Origin of the sequence: Pseudomonas sp. lyk4-R2A-10, assembly GCF_030209075.1 — a bacterium.
In the GTDB taxonomy this organism is placed as follows: domain Bacteria; phylum Pseudomonadota; class Gammaproteobacteria; order Pseudomonadales; family Pseudomonadaceae; genus Aquipseudomonas; species Aquipseudomonas glycinae.
The window spans coordinates 187,697-200,298 of the sequence record NZ_JARVSR010000010.1; the positions used below are offsets into that span (position 1 = coordinate 187,697).

Sequence of the window (12,602 nt, forward strand, 5' to 3'; positions counted from 1 at the left end):
GCTCTGCGCCAGGTGCCCAAGGGTAGAGAAGGCGCATGCGTCCGGGTATTGCCGGACCGCGCAATAGCACGTTGCGCCAAGTGCAACGCCGGGGGGCGTTGCATTTGGCGCATCACTCAATTGCCTTTGGGATGGATACTCGAAGGCCGAAGCAGCCCTTAGCCTTGGCGTCACTTTTCCAAACTCATCGAGGTGTCATCATGCTTACGGGCAATCCGGCAGCGGCGGCCAAGGCCGAACCATCCGCTTCTCTTTCCGGCCTGATGGTCGCGTTCCTGGCATTCTGCTGCGGCGCGGTCGTGGCCAACCTTTATTACGCTCAGCCGATCGTCGAACTGATCGCGCCGCAGATCGGCCTGTCCAGTGCCAATGCCAGTCTGATCGTTTCACTCACGCAGTTCGGTTATGCATTGGGCCTACTGTTGCTGGTGCCGCTGGCCGACCTGATGGAAAACCGTCGGCTGGTGGTGGGCTTTACCCTCGCGGCGAGCGTGACGCTGTTGTGCGCCGGCCTGACGCATTCGCCGTCGATGTTCCTGGTCCTGTCGTTGCTGATCGGCCTCACTTCGGTGGCGGTGCAGATTCTGGTGCCGTTGGCCGCGCATCTGGCGCCCGAGGCGACCCGTGGCCGGGTGGTGGGCAACATCATGAGCGGCCTGTTGCTGGGCATTCTGCTGTCGCGGCCACTGTCGAGTCTGCTGGTGGAAGTGTTCGGCTGGCGCGGTGTGTTTTTCAGCGCAGCGGCGCTGATGGCTGTCATCGCCCTGATCATGGCGATTGCCTTGCCGCGCCGCGTCCCGAGCCATCAGGCGACGTACGCTGCGCTGATCGGCTCGGTGTTTGCGCTGGCCCGTCGGCACGCGGTTCTGCGTCAGCGTTCGCTGTATCAGGGCTTGCTGTTCGCCAGTTTCAGCCTGTTCTGGACCCTTGCACCGATCGAGCTGATGCGGCACCACGGTTTCAGTCAGGCACAGGTGGCGATATTTGCCCTGGTCGGCGCTGTCGGCGCGGTCGCAGCGCCGATTGCCGGGCGCCTGGCCGATGCCGGGCACGGTCGGCGCGGGACGCTCGTGGCACTGTTGCTGGCGCCAGCCTCGTTGCTGATCGCCGCGCTGCCGGGCAGCGGCTATGTCTGGCTGGTGATTTGCGCGGTGCTGCTGGACTTCGCCGTGCAACTGAACATGGTGCTGGGCCAGCGCGAGGTGTACGCCATCGATCCGCACAGCCGGGCCCGCCTGAATGCCGTGTACATGACCAGCATCTTCGTCGGCGGCGCCCTGGGATCGCTGGTCGCCAGTCCGCTCTACGAGCATTTCGGCTGGAACCTGTCCGCCGTGACCGTGGCGTTGCTGCCGGCGCTGGCCCTGGCGCTGTTCCTGAGCCGCAAGGCCGATGCCTGAACCGCAGGCACCGCTGAGTCCGATGAAGCACGGTCCTACAAGACGATCGGCGAACGGTGATGCACAATCATCACCGTTTCCTTTCGATCGGGCTCCACTTATGGACAAGTTGCTGGCACTGAAGATGTTCGTTGAAACCGTCCGTTGCGGTGGTTATTCCTCGGCGGCGCGCAAACTCGGCATCTCTACCTCTTCAGTGACGCGCCAGGTGGCGGGGCTGGAACACGAGTTGGGCGCCAGCCTGCTCAACCGCACGACACGCAACACCAGCGTGACGGTCGCCGGCCAAACCTATTTCGAGAAAGCGGTGGCCATTCTCGATGCCATCGATGAGGCCGACGCGGTTGTCGCCGACCGTGGCAGCGATGCGCAGGGACGCCTGCGCATCAGTGTGCCGGTCGAATTCGGCCGACAGATCATTGCACCGCAACTGGGGGAATTGCTCGACCGCCATCCGGGGCTTGAAATCAGTGTGTCGTTGAGCGATCAGGTCAGCGATCTGCTGAGTGAGCAGATCGATGTCTCGGTGCGCCTGGGATCGTCGGTGGTCAGTGACGATATCGTCAGCAAGCGCGTGGGCGGCTTTCAGCGCTGGGTAGTGGCGAGTCCGGATTACCTGAGCGGTCACGCTGTGCCGGCGCATCCACGAGACTTGCTCGAGCATCAATGCCTGCGCTTCGACTACGGTGGTTCGCACCAGCACTGGACGTTCCAGGGTGACGAGGAAACCATCCAGCTCAATGTGCATGGCCGCCTGCAAAGCAACAACGCTGATATCCTGCGCGAAGCGGCGGTGGCGGGACGCGGGGTGGCCCTGCTGGCGGACTGGCTGGTGCGCGCCGATGTCGAGGCCGGTCGGTTGACGCGGCTGCTGGAGGGTTATGAAGTCAACCCCGGTAATGCGAGCTGCTGCATCAATGCGTTGTATCTGCCCAATCACCGGGGCTCCAGTCGTATCAATGTGTTCATCGACTTTCTGGAAGACATTCTGGCAGCGGAGCCATCGACTCAACGCTAGAGTGCCGTTTATTGCCGCCCGACGCTTTGTGAGTTCTGCATAAAAAAGCGCCCGCCAAAAAAACCGTGGCGGGCGCCTGGGAATGCGCAGCGATAGGGAAGTGTGAACCGTCGGGTGATCAGGCCACCGGAATCAATGGGTCGGCCGCGGCCAGTGCGGTTGCACGATCGGCGGCAGGCGGGTAGATCCACACGGTGTTGATCTGGGTCTTGAGGTCCTTGGCCTCTTGCCCGACCAGTTTCAATTGGCGGTCCCAGCCCTCGGTGAACACCGCGCCCCAGGCGCCGAGGTCAAGGCAGGTCACGTACTTGGGCTGGCGGTAGGTGACCGGTGCGACACCGATCAGATCAGCCGCCACATTGTTGCCGGCATAACGGCCCAGGCTGATCGCATGCTGGCAGGACATCGCGGCGTAGTTTCCGAGATCATCCGTGGCGGCATAAGCGACGTCGCCGGCGGCGAAGACATCCACGTGCCCCAGCACTTTCAAGTGGCCGTCGACGTGCAGGCGACCTTGCGGATCACGGCTGCCCGGAATCTGTTCAGTGAGCGGGCTGGCGCGGAAGCCAACGGTCCAGATGACGGTGTTGGACTCGATCCGTTTGCCGTCAGCCAAAGTCACGCCGCCGGCATCCACCGAGGCGACCGAGGCGTCGACTACCCATTCAATGCCCAGCTCTCGGGACGCTTCGACAATGGACGGGCGAATGCCGTCACCCAGAGTCGCGGCGATTTTCGGCGCGCGATCCACCACGATGACCCTGATCGGCGCATCGTCACCCAGTGCGGCACGCAGGCGGGCCGGCATTTCGGTGGCGGTTTCGATCCCGGTAAAACCACCACCGGCGACCACCACGGTATTACGCGCAGCGCTCGACGGCTGGTCCTTCAACGACTTGATATGGGCTTCGAGGCGTGCTGCTTCTTCGATCTGATCGACATCGAAGGCGTGTTCGATCATGCCTTTGAGCGGTGGCCGGATTACTCGGCTGCCGGCAGCCAATACCAGTCGGTCATAGTTCAGCGTGCCTTGTGTGCCGAAGGCATCGCTGTAGGTCACTTGCTTGCTGGCGGTGTCGATGTTGTCGGCGATGCCTTTGACGAATTTCACGCCCACGGCATCGAACAGTTCACCCAGCGGCGCTTTCATGTTGTGGACATCCGGCTCGTAGAAGCGCGGACGGATGCGCAGTTCTGCCTGGGGTGCGAGGACGGTGATCTGCACGTCGTTACGATCATGCTGGTCCAGCAGACGTGCGGCGCTCAGGGCGCTCCAGACTCCACCAAACCCTGCGCCTATCACTAAAATGTGCTGTTTCATCGGATGACTCCTGTGGAAATTCTGGTCGTTGAACGGCTTGTCCGTTGATGCGTGACCGTCTGCCGCTCTGCACGAAGCAGGTGGTTGTGAACAACCGCAGAGCCGGTTCGATTCGCTGGGGAAGATGCTATCGGGGAAGGTGCGGCGAGACACTTCTACATAGGGTCAGTGCCGACATGCTTAGGTATGGGGTGGGGTATACACAGGTATAGAAAGAGGGCCGTCAAACGGCGCGATTGAATGCGCTTTCGATGCAGGTGATGAGTTCGCCGCACGGGAAGGGTTTAGGGAAATAGGCGAGGGGCTCGGGGAATGCGGCGTTGACCCTTGGCGGACGCCCCTGGTAACCCGTGATGAAAATGATCGGGATGCGCACGCCTCGGGCGCACAGCTCATCGTACATCTCGATGCCGGACAGACCGGGCATCTGGATGTCCGAGATGATGCAGCCGGGGCGGGGCGGCGCCTTCATCGCCAGAAAAGCCTCCGCGTTCGGGTACAACTGCACGGTGTAGCCGTGCGAGCGCAACAGGCTGTCCAGCGCCATGCGCACGGACTCATCATCATCGACAACCGATACAACAGCGGTGTGGGACATTGCTTTACCAGGGCTGATCTCGGGTAGCCCGTCGAGGACGCCCGCCATTGCCGCACGATACGCCGCTCGGTTCGGCGGCGTACTTATACGTGTGTATAGCGACAGTATTTGAACGTCTGCGAGCCCGGTGCCATTGCGCTGTGTGGCGTCAGCGCGAGAACCGGCTGCGGTATTCCCGGGGCGAGACCGAGAGGTGACGGTAGAAGGTGTCGCGCATGCGTTCTTCGTCGCCAAACCCGCACAACTGCGCGATCTGGTCGATGTTGCGCTGAGAGTCTTCGAGCATTCGTCGCGCCGCTTCCAGGCGAAACAGCTCGAGTGCCTTGGCCGGCGTGCGGCCAATCTTGCGTTTGTAGACCCGCGCGAAATTGCGCGGGCTCATTTGCGCCTGTCGGGCCAGCGATTCGACGCTCAATTGCGAGTCGCCGAGGTTTTCGCTGATCCACAGGTGCAATTCTTCGAAGCAGCCTCTGTCGTCGATCTGCGCTTGCAGCAACTGGCTGAACTGCGCCTGACCGCCAGGGCGTTTGAGAAAAACCACCAGCTCACGCGCCACCTTCAACGCCACGGCGCGGCCGCAATCGGCCTCGACCAGCGCTAGCGCCATGTCGATTCCGGTGGTGACCCCGGCGGAAGTCCAGACGTTGCCTTGCTGGATGTAGATCGCATCAAGGTCGACATCGACACTCGGAAAACCACCCTTGAGCATGTCGCACATGCCCCAGTGGGTGGTTGCGCGCAAGCCTTCCAGCAGCCCGGCCTGGGCCAGCAGAAAGGTGCCGCTGCACACCGAGGCGGTGCGTCTGGCCTTGGCTGACGCCGCGCGCAGCCAGTCGACCAACGCAACATTGTCGAGCATGGCCTGACGGATGTTCGGCGCACCGGGCACGATCAGCGTATCGATGGTTGTCTCGTCAAAGGTGCGCAGGGCCAAGGTGTTGACCGACAGCCCTTCGGCGGTGGCGATCAATCCGCCGTCCAGGCTGGCGGTGTGCAACGCGTAGCCAGGCAAGCCGCGTTCGGCCATGGCCTTGGACGCGGCCCAGAACACGGTTTGTGCGCCGGTCAGGTCCAGCAAGCCCATCTGCGGATACGCCAGGAACACCAGCGTGCGCGGTTGCGCGAGCAAGCAGGTGAGAGGGTCGGGTTGGTGAAAAATAGAGTTCATGACTGCTCAGGGACCTGATGATCGCCCGCTTTTCGGCGATCCGGTGCGCCGTAGTTTCGGTGTTTGCGGGCAGGAGCGCGAATATACATTGGTATGGGCCACTGCCACCTCAACAGCGGCGTTACTCGGTCGATGTGGTTCAAGCCCTATACCCGCGTATGGTGTTGGACGTCGTGGTCGCGATGCACACTCGATTTCAAGGCGCGCCATTCAGCGCTTGCGCCAGCAAGGGCATTCGTCCGGGAAATTTTGACTCAGCCAAGAGGAAAGCGACCATGTCAACGTATCTGAATCACTCCAATCAAACCAACGCAACCGATGACCGGCAGGCGTCCGTCACCCGCCAGCCATTCGCTCCGGCGCAGGAGCTGGTGCCATCGCGCTACGCACTGCAGGTCGGCGACATCGACGTGGTGGTGATCAGCGACGGCGTGCTGCCGCTGCCGACCTCGACCATGTCCACAAATGCCGACCCGCAGGCTCGCGCCGCCTGGTTCAAGGACATGTTCCTGGGGCCGGACGCGTTTGACTGGGCACTCAACGTGCTGGTGGTGCGCAGCGGCGAGCAGATCATTCTGGTCGACGCCGGGCTGGGCGGGCAGTTTCCCGGCTTCCCCCGGGCCGGCCAGTTGCCGAAACGCCTGGAAGCGGCGGGCATTGATCTGGCCAGCGTGACTGACATTGTGATCACGCACATGCACATGGACCATGTCGGCGGTCTGCTGGTCGACGAGGTGAAGAGCCGGTTGCGTGCGGATGTGCGCATTCACGTCTCGGCAAAAGAGGTCGAGTTCTGGGAGACGCCGGACTTCACCCAGACCGTCATGCCGGCGCCAGTGCCTGACGTTCTGCGCGCGACGGCCAATCAGTTCATCAACGATTACCGCCGCCAGGTGCGCACCTTCGAGGATGAATACGAAGTGGCGCCGGGGGTGGTGGTGAAACTCACCGGCGGGCATACGCCGGGGCACAGCATTGTCTACGTCAACTCGGGCGGCGAACGCCTGACCTTTGCTGGCGACGCCCTGTTTCCGGTGGCCTTCGAGCATCCGGAATGGCACAACGGTTTCGAGCATGATCCTGAAGAGTCGGTGCGTGTTCGCATGCGTCTGATGCGCGAAGCGGCGGCGAGTGGCGAGTGGTTTGTTGCCACCCATCTGCCGTTCCCGTCGGTAGGTCGAGTGGCGGTCGATGGCGATGCGTTCCGCTGGATTGCAGCGTTCTGGGATTACTGATCGGCTGTCGGCGGCCCGGCTGCATTCTGCCGGGCTCGATAAAAATCAGGCCCCGCAAGTGATGAGCTTGCGGGGCCTTTTTTTGCTTTGAGGTTTGTTGGTCGGGCAGCGGCGGCTCTGCATCCAGTTATTCGTCAGGGCCGCTCAACGGCGGCGCATCAGCGCCTGTTCGATGCAGGCCAGCAATGCCCCGGTATGGAACGGTTTGGAGAAATAACCTTCCGGCGTCTTCACCCGCGCACTGAACTCGGGGGGCAGGCCCGGTTTGCCAGTGATGAAAATCGTCGGAATATGGATCTTCCTGGCCGCCAGCGCCTCGTACATTTCGACCCCGCACATGCCGGGCATCTGAATGTCCGAGATCAGGCACCCGGTCTGCTCTGGCGCGCTCGATTCAAGAAATGCAAAAGCGCTGTTGAATGTCTTGACCGTATAACCGCAAGACCGCAACAAACTGTCCATTGAAACCAGAACAAGTTCGTCATCATCGACAACTGAAACAATAGCTGAGTTGAACATGGGAAACCTTGCGTTCTTTGCGGGTGTCTGTCGCGCCCGCCATACTTGCAAGATACGCTTTCAAAAATTGTGGAATAGTATACGTGGGTATGTTTAGTTGGTTTTTTTGTTAGTTGCGAAAGTTAATCAATGTTCAGCAAATAAATGGTTGTTGATTAACGAAAGAAAGTAACTGTTATGTCGAGTGCAGGCTTCAAAGAGTTGTCGGCTGGCGCAGTCGTTGTTGGCAATTGCGCTGGCGCGACAGTCGCGGAACAAGGCATCGGCGGCCCGCAGTCGGCTCAGGGCGCGGTCAATGCCTTTAAGGCAGTCGGCAAAGCATAAAGGTTCGGGAGCCTCATTGAGGTCGTAGAGCGCGTCGCGCTGGGCATGGCCGCCCAGGTCGGTGATGCCGGTGACGAGAAAGTCGGCGTAACGGGTATTGGCATTCAACAGCCTGCGAAACAGCGTCTGCACCGGTAGAAAGCTGACGGTGCGCATTGTCTGCTGGCTGTGTCTGAGTCGCGCCAGAATGCTCAGCGTCGCGCTCAGGGTCTGCGTCAATGCGTCGATGATCTCCACGCGCTCAGCGGTGGACAACGATGTGTGCGTGCCATAGCGGGTGATGCAGGGCGGGTGACTGACCAAATACAGTTTGTGCGGTGCGTTCATGACCACCGTCTCCGGCTAGCGCTCGTGCGCGATGGAATGTTGTGATTGCAGCAGCGGACTCCACTGTTTCTGGTTGTCCGGGCGTCGGTAGTACACCACCATGCGCCGGGCGACCTGCATGGCCAGCTCGCGACCGTGATCGGCCTCGACCATTGCCAGCGCCAGATCGATCCCAGCGCTGACGCCGGCGCAGGTCCACACCGATGCCTGGTGAACGAAGATGGCCTCGCGATCCAGCTCGACCCTGGGGAACAGCCGCTCGAACATGTCAGCCATCAACCAGTGTGTCGCCACGCGCAGGCCGTCGAGCAGTCCGGCCTGAGCCAGGAAAAAAGCACCGCTGCATACCGACGTCGTACGGTTGGCCGTGGCTGACGTGGCGCGCAACCAATCGACCAGCGGCGCGTTGTCTCGCAATGCCTGGCTGATGAGCGCCGAGCCTGGAACGATCAACGTATTGATCGGCTCGTCGCCGAGCTCATCCAGCCGCCGGGTTTGAACCACCAGGCCTTCGCCGGTCTGCACCGGCCCGCCTTGCAGGCTCGCGGTGTGCAAGGCATAACCGGGCAAACCGAGTTGCGCCAGTCCGCACGTCGCCGCCCAGAAAACGGTCTGCGCACCGGTCAGATCCAGCAGGCCCATTTGCGGGTATGCCACGAACACGACGGTTCGTTCGTGTACCGGAGTTTCGGGTTCTGCGCCGGGGTTTGTACGTTGGATAGACAATGCGGGTCTCCATATCGCCACCGGGCGACATCAGGGGTGGATGGTTGTCATTGATCGTGTTCGAGCGCAGCCAATGGAATCGCAAACACAAACTGCGTGCCGACGCCCTCGGTGCTGTTGACCCAGATGCGGCCGCCGTGGAATTCAATGATCGAACGGCAAATCGAGAGGCCCATTCCCAGGCCGGTGGGCTTGGTGGTGAAAAAGGGGTCGAACAGCGAAGGCAGGATGTCCTCGGCAATGCCGACGCCGGAGTCGGCGATTTCAAGCACGGCCTCGTTGTGCAGGATCGAGGTGGTGATCCGCAGCGTCCGGGCGCGGTCAAGCACATTGGCCATGGCCTGGCAGGCGTTGATGATCAGATTGATGATGACTTGCTGCAGTTGTACCCGGTCACCTTTGATCCGCGCACCGTGAGTGCCCAGTCGGGCGTGCGGGCGAACCTCATGGAAGCTGATGTCATGTTGCATCAGCGTCAGCGAGTCACTGACGATGTCGTCGAACACTTCGACATTGCGCTGCACCTCGCTGTGTCGCGATAACGCTCGAATACAGGCGATGACATCGGAGACCCTGACCGAGTTTTGAATGATCCGGTCCAGCGAACGGCGGGCTTCTTCCAGGTTGGGTTCGGGCCGGTTGATCCAGCGTTTGCAGGATTCGCCGCTGGTGATGACCGCTGCCAGCGGCTGATTGATTTCGTGGGCAATCGACGCGGCCAGTTCGCCCATGGAAGTCAGGCGCGTGACGTGGGCGAGGGTGGCTTGCGAGTGAAACAACGCCTCTTCCGACTGTTTGCTGGCGGTGACATCCATCAGCGCCCCGGCGTATTGCGTGCGCCCGCGATGTCTGGGCAACGGGCTGGCGATCATCTGCACGTGCTTGATCCGACCATCCGGCATGAGCAGCCGATGCTCGACTTCGACCAGCTCCTGCCGGCGCGCAAACTGCTCCAGCACCTGATCGATAACCGGCAGGTCGTCGGGATGAGTGCGTGACTTGACCAGCGCCAGTGTCGGGGTGACGTCCGGCGAATACTCGAAAATACGCGACGACTCTTGCGACCATGAAACGCTGACTTTTTTATCGATGATGAAACCGATACTGCCGGTGTGGGTAAGTTTCTGTGCGCCCAGAAAGAACGCTTCCTTGCGCCGCAGCGTTTCAGTGGCGCGTTTGCTGCGCAACGCGAGCAGGGAAATGGTCGTCAGCGCGATCAGGCACCTGACGAATCCGGCGATGCTGCGGTGATCGCGATAACCCTCATCGACCAGGAAGTCGGCCGTCAGCAGCGTGAGGCAACCCAACGCGACGGCAAGAAATACCGGTACCGGGAAGATGTTCGCGGACATGAATACCAGCGTGATGTAGAACAACGTCGGCGCAACGTCCAGATCGAGGTACGCGTTGGTTATATAGATCATGCTGCCGACCGCTATGGCGCAAAGCCAGGCGAAGGCGTCTGAACAAAGAAGTTGTGCGCGACGTTTGATGATAGACATTTATTCTTCCAGATTTTTGCTATCGGACGGCAGGTCGTGTTCTTTCGATGAAGCAGGCAAACGCTATGAAAGGCGTATTAATGAAGAGGTTAAAAAGTCTGAAGTTGTTTTTCAGACATGACGGTTGTTGGCGACTGTCTGTCATTCACCAATCGTTGTATTGAGTAATGGTTATTTGAATAAAAATCTTATTCGAAGACTTCTACGCTGGCACTGCTGCATTGGGTCACTTGCAATATGACTGCGTATGAAATGGATATACCCAAGTGTTAGTTGTTCGGAACTTGAGTGTTGATTGTGCCGGGCAGCCACGGCGGCTTGAGCCATACCGTATCGTTTCATTCGGTCACCGATGTGCAGGCAGCGCCGCGATGACTTCGGCCATGCGCACGAGGTCGGCAAATGAGCGCGCGCCCATCTTGCGCATGGCCTGGCCCCGGTGGATCTTCACAGTGATTTCACTGAGGCCGATTTCCCCGGCGATCTGCTTGTTCATCAAGCCTGAGGCTGCCAACGCCATGACCGTCTGCTCCCGGGGTGTCAACGTCCCATGACGGGCGCGCAGTTCATCGGCATGCCGCCCTGACTCGCGACGCTGCTTGTCCCGCGAGTGCGCGGCGCAGACGGCATCGATCAGGTCCTGCTCGCGAAACGGTTTGGTCAGGAAGTCCACCGCGCCGGCTTTCATCGCGCGCACGGTCATGGCGATATCGCCGTGTCCGGTGATGAACACGATTGGCACATTGGTTCCGGCGGTGGCCAGTTCATTCTGGAAATCCAGCCCGCTGCTGCCTTGCAGGCGCACGTCGAGTACCAGGCAACTCAGCGTGTCCGGACGTTGATACGTCATGAACTCGGCGACCGATCCGAATAGCTCCACCCGCAGACCAATGGAGCGCAACAGGCTGCCGAGGGATTCGCGCAACGCGGCATCGTCGTCGACGATGAATACCACCGGCTCGCTGGGGTTGTTGCTGATGGGATTGTTGTTCATTGCTCTTTTCCCAAAAGGTTGTGACGTTGTGGCGAATCCCTTGGCCGGGCGGCCGGTGTTTGCTCGTGCGGGTTGATGCCCGACCAGAGACACGGTCCCGCTGGCGATAGCGCCGTGCGACACGTTGCGCAGGTGTGGGCGTGAGTAGATAGACGGTTAAGCATCGTAGTGGCGCAGCACGCCGTCAGCTAGGACAAAAAACCCGAAAAAACGGCCATTGCACCGGTCTTTGCGCGGCCCGATGCAGCTATCGGTTTCAAACGGTTCATACACAAGTATCAAAACACTCACCTAACGCATGATCCCGCTGTCCCCAAGTACCACAGACGTCCGGCAGGCGCGCCCTTAACCTTTATCAGCTCTCCGTCGATTTCAATGGCCGCGTGCCGGGTGGTGAACTTCATGAACAGAAATGAACTCCGTCGTGTCGACATCAATCTGCTGGTGGTCTTCGAGACGCTGATGCATGAGCGCAACGTCAGCCGGGTCGGCGAGAAACTGTTTCTCGGTCAACCGACCATCAGTGCAGCGCTGGGGCGTTTGCGTGTGCTTTTCGACGATCCGTTGTTCGTTCGTGCGGGGAGGGTGATGGAACCGACAAGGCGGGCCGAGGAAATTTTCGCCAACCTGACGCCGGCGCTGGATGGCGTTGTCGCGGCGTTGAGCCGTTGCCAGCCCTTCGCCCCAGCTACCAGCGAGGTGACCTTTCAGGTCGGCCTGTCCGACGATGTCGAATACGCGTTGCTCCCGCGACTGCTGCGCCAGCTTCGTAGCGAGGCGCCGAATATTGCCTTGGTGGTGCTGCGCGTCGATCAGCAGCAGATGTCGCAGCGGCTGTTCAATGGCGAGATTTCTCTGGGCATCAGCCCTACGCTCGATCTGCCGGCCAACGCTCGACGCAAGAGTCTACGGTCGATCCGGCCAATGCTCCTGCGCTCGGATACCCGCCCGGGCCTGCTGGCGCTCGATGAGTTCTGCGAGCGCCCGCATGCCATCGTGTCGTCCATGGGCAAGGCCAGGGATGACACCGACCACGCGCTGGACCTGCTTGGACGTCGGCGCAAAGTGGTGCTGGCAGTGCCGCAGTTCAGTGCCTTGCCAAGGTTGTTGGCGCAGAGCGACATGCTGGTCATCGTTCCGGATTACGTGGCCAGGGCCATGGCCTCGGTGAATGGCATCAGGGCCGAGCCGGCCCCTCTGTTGCTGCCATCGCGGGAGCTTTCCATGGTCTGGCGTGCCGCTGCGCACAACGATTGCGCTCAGCGTTGGCTGCGTTCGCGTTGCCAGGCATTTCTTGGCACGCCGATTGAGTTGCAGGTAGTGCCAAAATTACGCCCCGCGTTGCCCGTCGATCAGACGTTGATGATGGCCCGGTAGATAACTGCAACGGCTGTGTGATTCGCCCAATAAAAAGCTCCGACTCGATCGGAGCTTTGTTTTTAAGGGGGTGTATGTGGCTTGCCGTCAGGA

General features: G+C 60.7%; 12 protein-coding genes. 4 read left to right on the top strand and 8 right to left on the bottom strand.

Annotated elements, in window-relative coordinates:
• Window positions 1–200 precede the first annotated feature (200 nt).
• Window positions 201–1,400: an MFS transporter gene (locus QRN46_RS14305; protein WP_285355360.1), complete on the top strand. Its 1,200-nt coding sequence runs from the start codon at window positions 201–203 to the stop codon at window positions 1,398–1,400.
• A gap of 100 nt (window positions 1,401–1,500) precedes the next feature.
• Complete coding sequence (locus tag QRN46_RS14310; protein ID WP_285355362.1) at window positions 1,501–2,418, top strand: LysR family transcriptional regulator; 918 nt, start codon at window positions 1,501–1,503, stop codon at window positions 2,416–2,418.
• A 118-nt stretch (window positions 2,419–2,536) separates the two neighbouring features.
• Here QRN46_RS14310 and QRN46_RS14315 read toward each other — a convergent pair whose 3' ends face one another.
• The 3 genes from QRN46_RS14315 to QRN46_RS14325 all read right to left on the bottom strand — a co-directional run bounded on the left by QRN46_RS14315 (window position 2,537) and on the right by QRN46_RS14325 (window position 5,505).
• Entirely contained in the window at window positions 2,537–3,739 is a 1,203-nt protein-coding gene (locus QRN46_RS14315; RefSeq protein WP_285355365.1) for an NAD(P)/FAD-dependent oxidoreductase, read from the bottom strand.
• Window positions 3,740–3,962: 223 nt separating this feature from the next.
• Window positions 3,963–4,337 carry a response regulator transcription factor gene (locus tag QRN46_RS14320; RefSeq protein ID WP_041475244.1) on the bottom strand — a complete coding sequence of 125 codons (375 nt, stop codon included), beginning with the start codon at window positions 4,335–4,337 and terminating at the stop codon, window positions 3,963–3,965.
• Window positions 4,338–4,485: 148 nt separating this feature from the next.
• On the bottom strand, window positions 4,486–5,505 hold the full coding sequence (locus QRN46_RS14325; RefSeq protein WP_285355368.1) for a GlxA family transcriptional regulator: 1,020 nt from the start codon (window positions 5,503–5,505) through the stop codon (window positions 4,486–4,488).
• A gap of 275 nt (window positions 5,506–5,780) precedes the next feature.
• On the opposite strand from QRN46_RS14325, the gene QRN46_RS14330 reads away from it, so the two are divergent.
• A complete protein-coding gene (locus tag QRN46_RS14330; protein WP_011333876.1) occupies window positions 5,781–6,740 on the top strand; it encodes an MBL fold metallo-hydrolase in 960 nt (319 codons plus the stop codon).
• Between the two features lie 144 nt (window positions 6,741–6,884).
• Here QRN46_RS14330 and QRN46_RS14335 read toward each other — a convergent pair whose 3' ends face one another.
• The 5 genes from QRN46_RS14335 to QRN46_RS14355 form a co-directional block, all read right to left on the bottom strand.
• Entirely contained in the window at window positions 6,885–7,259 is a 375-nt protein-coding gene (locus QRN46_RS14335) for a response regulator transcription factor (protein WP_064381874.1), read from the bottom strand.
• A gap of 126 nt (window positions 7,260–7,385) precedes the next feature.
• Window positions 7,386–7,910 carry a hypothetical protein gene (locus QRN46_RS14340; protein ID WP_285355371.1) on the bottom strand — a complete coding sequence of 175 codons (525 nt, stop codon included), beginning with the start codon at window positions 7,908–7,910 and terminating at the stop codon, window positions 7,386–7,388.
• Window positions 7,911–7,925: 15 nt separating this feature from the next.
• Window positions 7,926–8,573, bottom strand: coding sequence for an AraC family transcriptional regulator (locus tag QRN46_RS14345; RefSeq protein ID WP_350310501.1), 648 nt, complete (start codon window positions 8,571–8,573; stop codon window positions 7,926–7,928).
• A 110-nt stretch (window positions 8,574–8,683) separates the two neighbouring features.
• Window positions 8,684–10,138: a sensor histidine kinase gene (locus tag QRN46_RS14350; protein ID WP_011333880.1), complete on the bottom strand. Its 1,455-nt coding sequence runs from the start codon at window positions 10,136–10,138 to the stop codon at window positions 8,684–8,686.
• A 346-nt stretch (window positions 10,139–10,484) separates the two neighbouring features.
• On the bottom strand, window positions 10,485–11,132 hold the full coding sequence (locus tag QRN46_RS14355; RefSeq protein ID WP_201818255.1) for a response regulator transcription factor: 648 nt from the start codon (window positions 11,130–11,132) through the stop codon (window positions 10,485–10,487).
• Between the two features lie 402 nt (window positions 11,133–11,534).
• Here QRN46_RS14355 and QRN46_RS14360 point away from each other — a divergent pair, with 402 nt between their 5' ends.
• Entirely contained in the window at window positions 11,535–12,509 is a 975-nt protein-coding gene (locus QRN46_RS14360; protein WP_011333882.1) for a LysR family transcriptional regulator, read from the top strand.
• The last annotated feature ends 93 nt before the right edge of the window (window positions 12,510–12,602 follow it).

Excerpts from the sequence above, each read along its gene's own strand:
- QRN46_RS14305 (WP_285355360.1), top strand. The coding sequence starts at position 201 with ATGCTTACGGGCAATCCGGCAGCGGCGGCCAAGGCCGAACCATCCGCT.
- QRN46_RS14310 (WP_285355362.1), top strand. The coding sequence starts at position 1,501 with ATGGACAAGTTGCTGGCACTGAAGATGTTCGTTGAAACCGTCCGTTGC.
- QRN46_RS14315 (WP_285355365.1), bottom strand. The coding sequence starts at position 3,739 with ATGAAACAGCACATTTTAGTGATAGGCGCAGGGTTTGGTGGAGTCTGG.
- QRN46_RS14320 (WP_041475244.1), bottom strand. The coding sequence starts at position 4,337 with ATGTCCCACACCGCTGTTGTATCGGTTGTCGATGATGATGAGTCCGTG.
- QRN46_RS14325 (WP_285355368.1), bottom strand. The coding sequence starts at position 5,505 with ATGAACTCTATTTTTCACCAACCCGACCCTCTCACCTGCTTGCTCGCG.
- QRN46_RS14330 (WP_011333876.1), top strand. The coding sequence starts at position 5,781 with ATGTCAACGTATCTGAATCACTCCAATCAAACCAACGCAACCGATGAC.
- QRN46_RS14335 (WP_064381874.1), bottom strand. The coding sequence starts at position 7,259 with ATGTTCAACTCAGCTATTGTTTCAGTTGTCGATGATGACGAACTTGTT.
- QRN46_RS14340 (WP_285355371.1), bottom strand. The coding sequence starts at position 7,910 with ATGAACGCACCGCACAAACTGTATTTGGTCAGTCACCCGCCCTGCATC.
- QRN46_RS14350 (WP_011333880.1), bottom strand. The coding sequence starts at position 10,138 with ATGTCTATCATCAAACGTCGCGCACAACTTCTTTGTTCAGACGCCTTC.
- QRN46_RS14355 (WP_201818255.1), bottom strand. The coding sequence starts at position 11,132 with ATGAACAACAATCCCATCAGCAACAACCCCAGCGAGCCGGTGGTATTC.
- QRN46_RS14360 (WP_011333882.1), top strand. The coding sequence starts at position 11,535 with ATGAACAGAAATGAACTCCGTCGTGTCGACATCAATCTGCTGGTGGTC.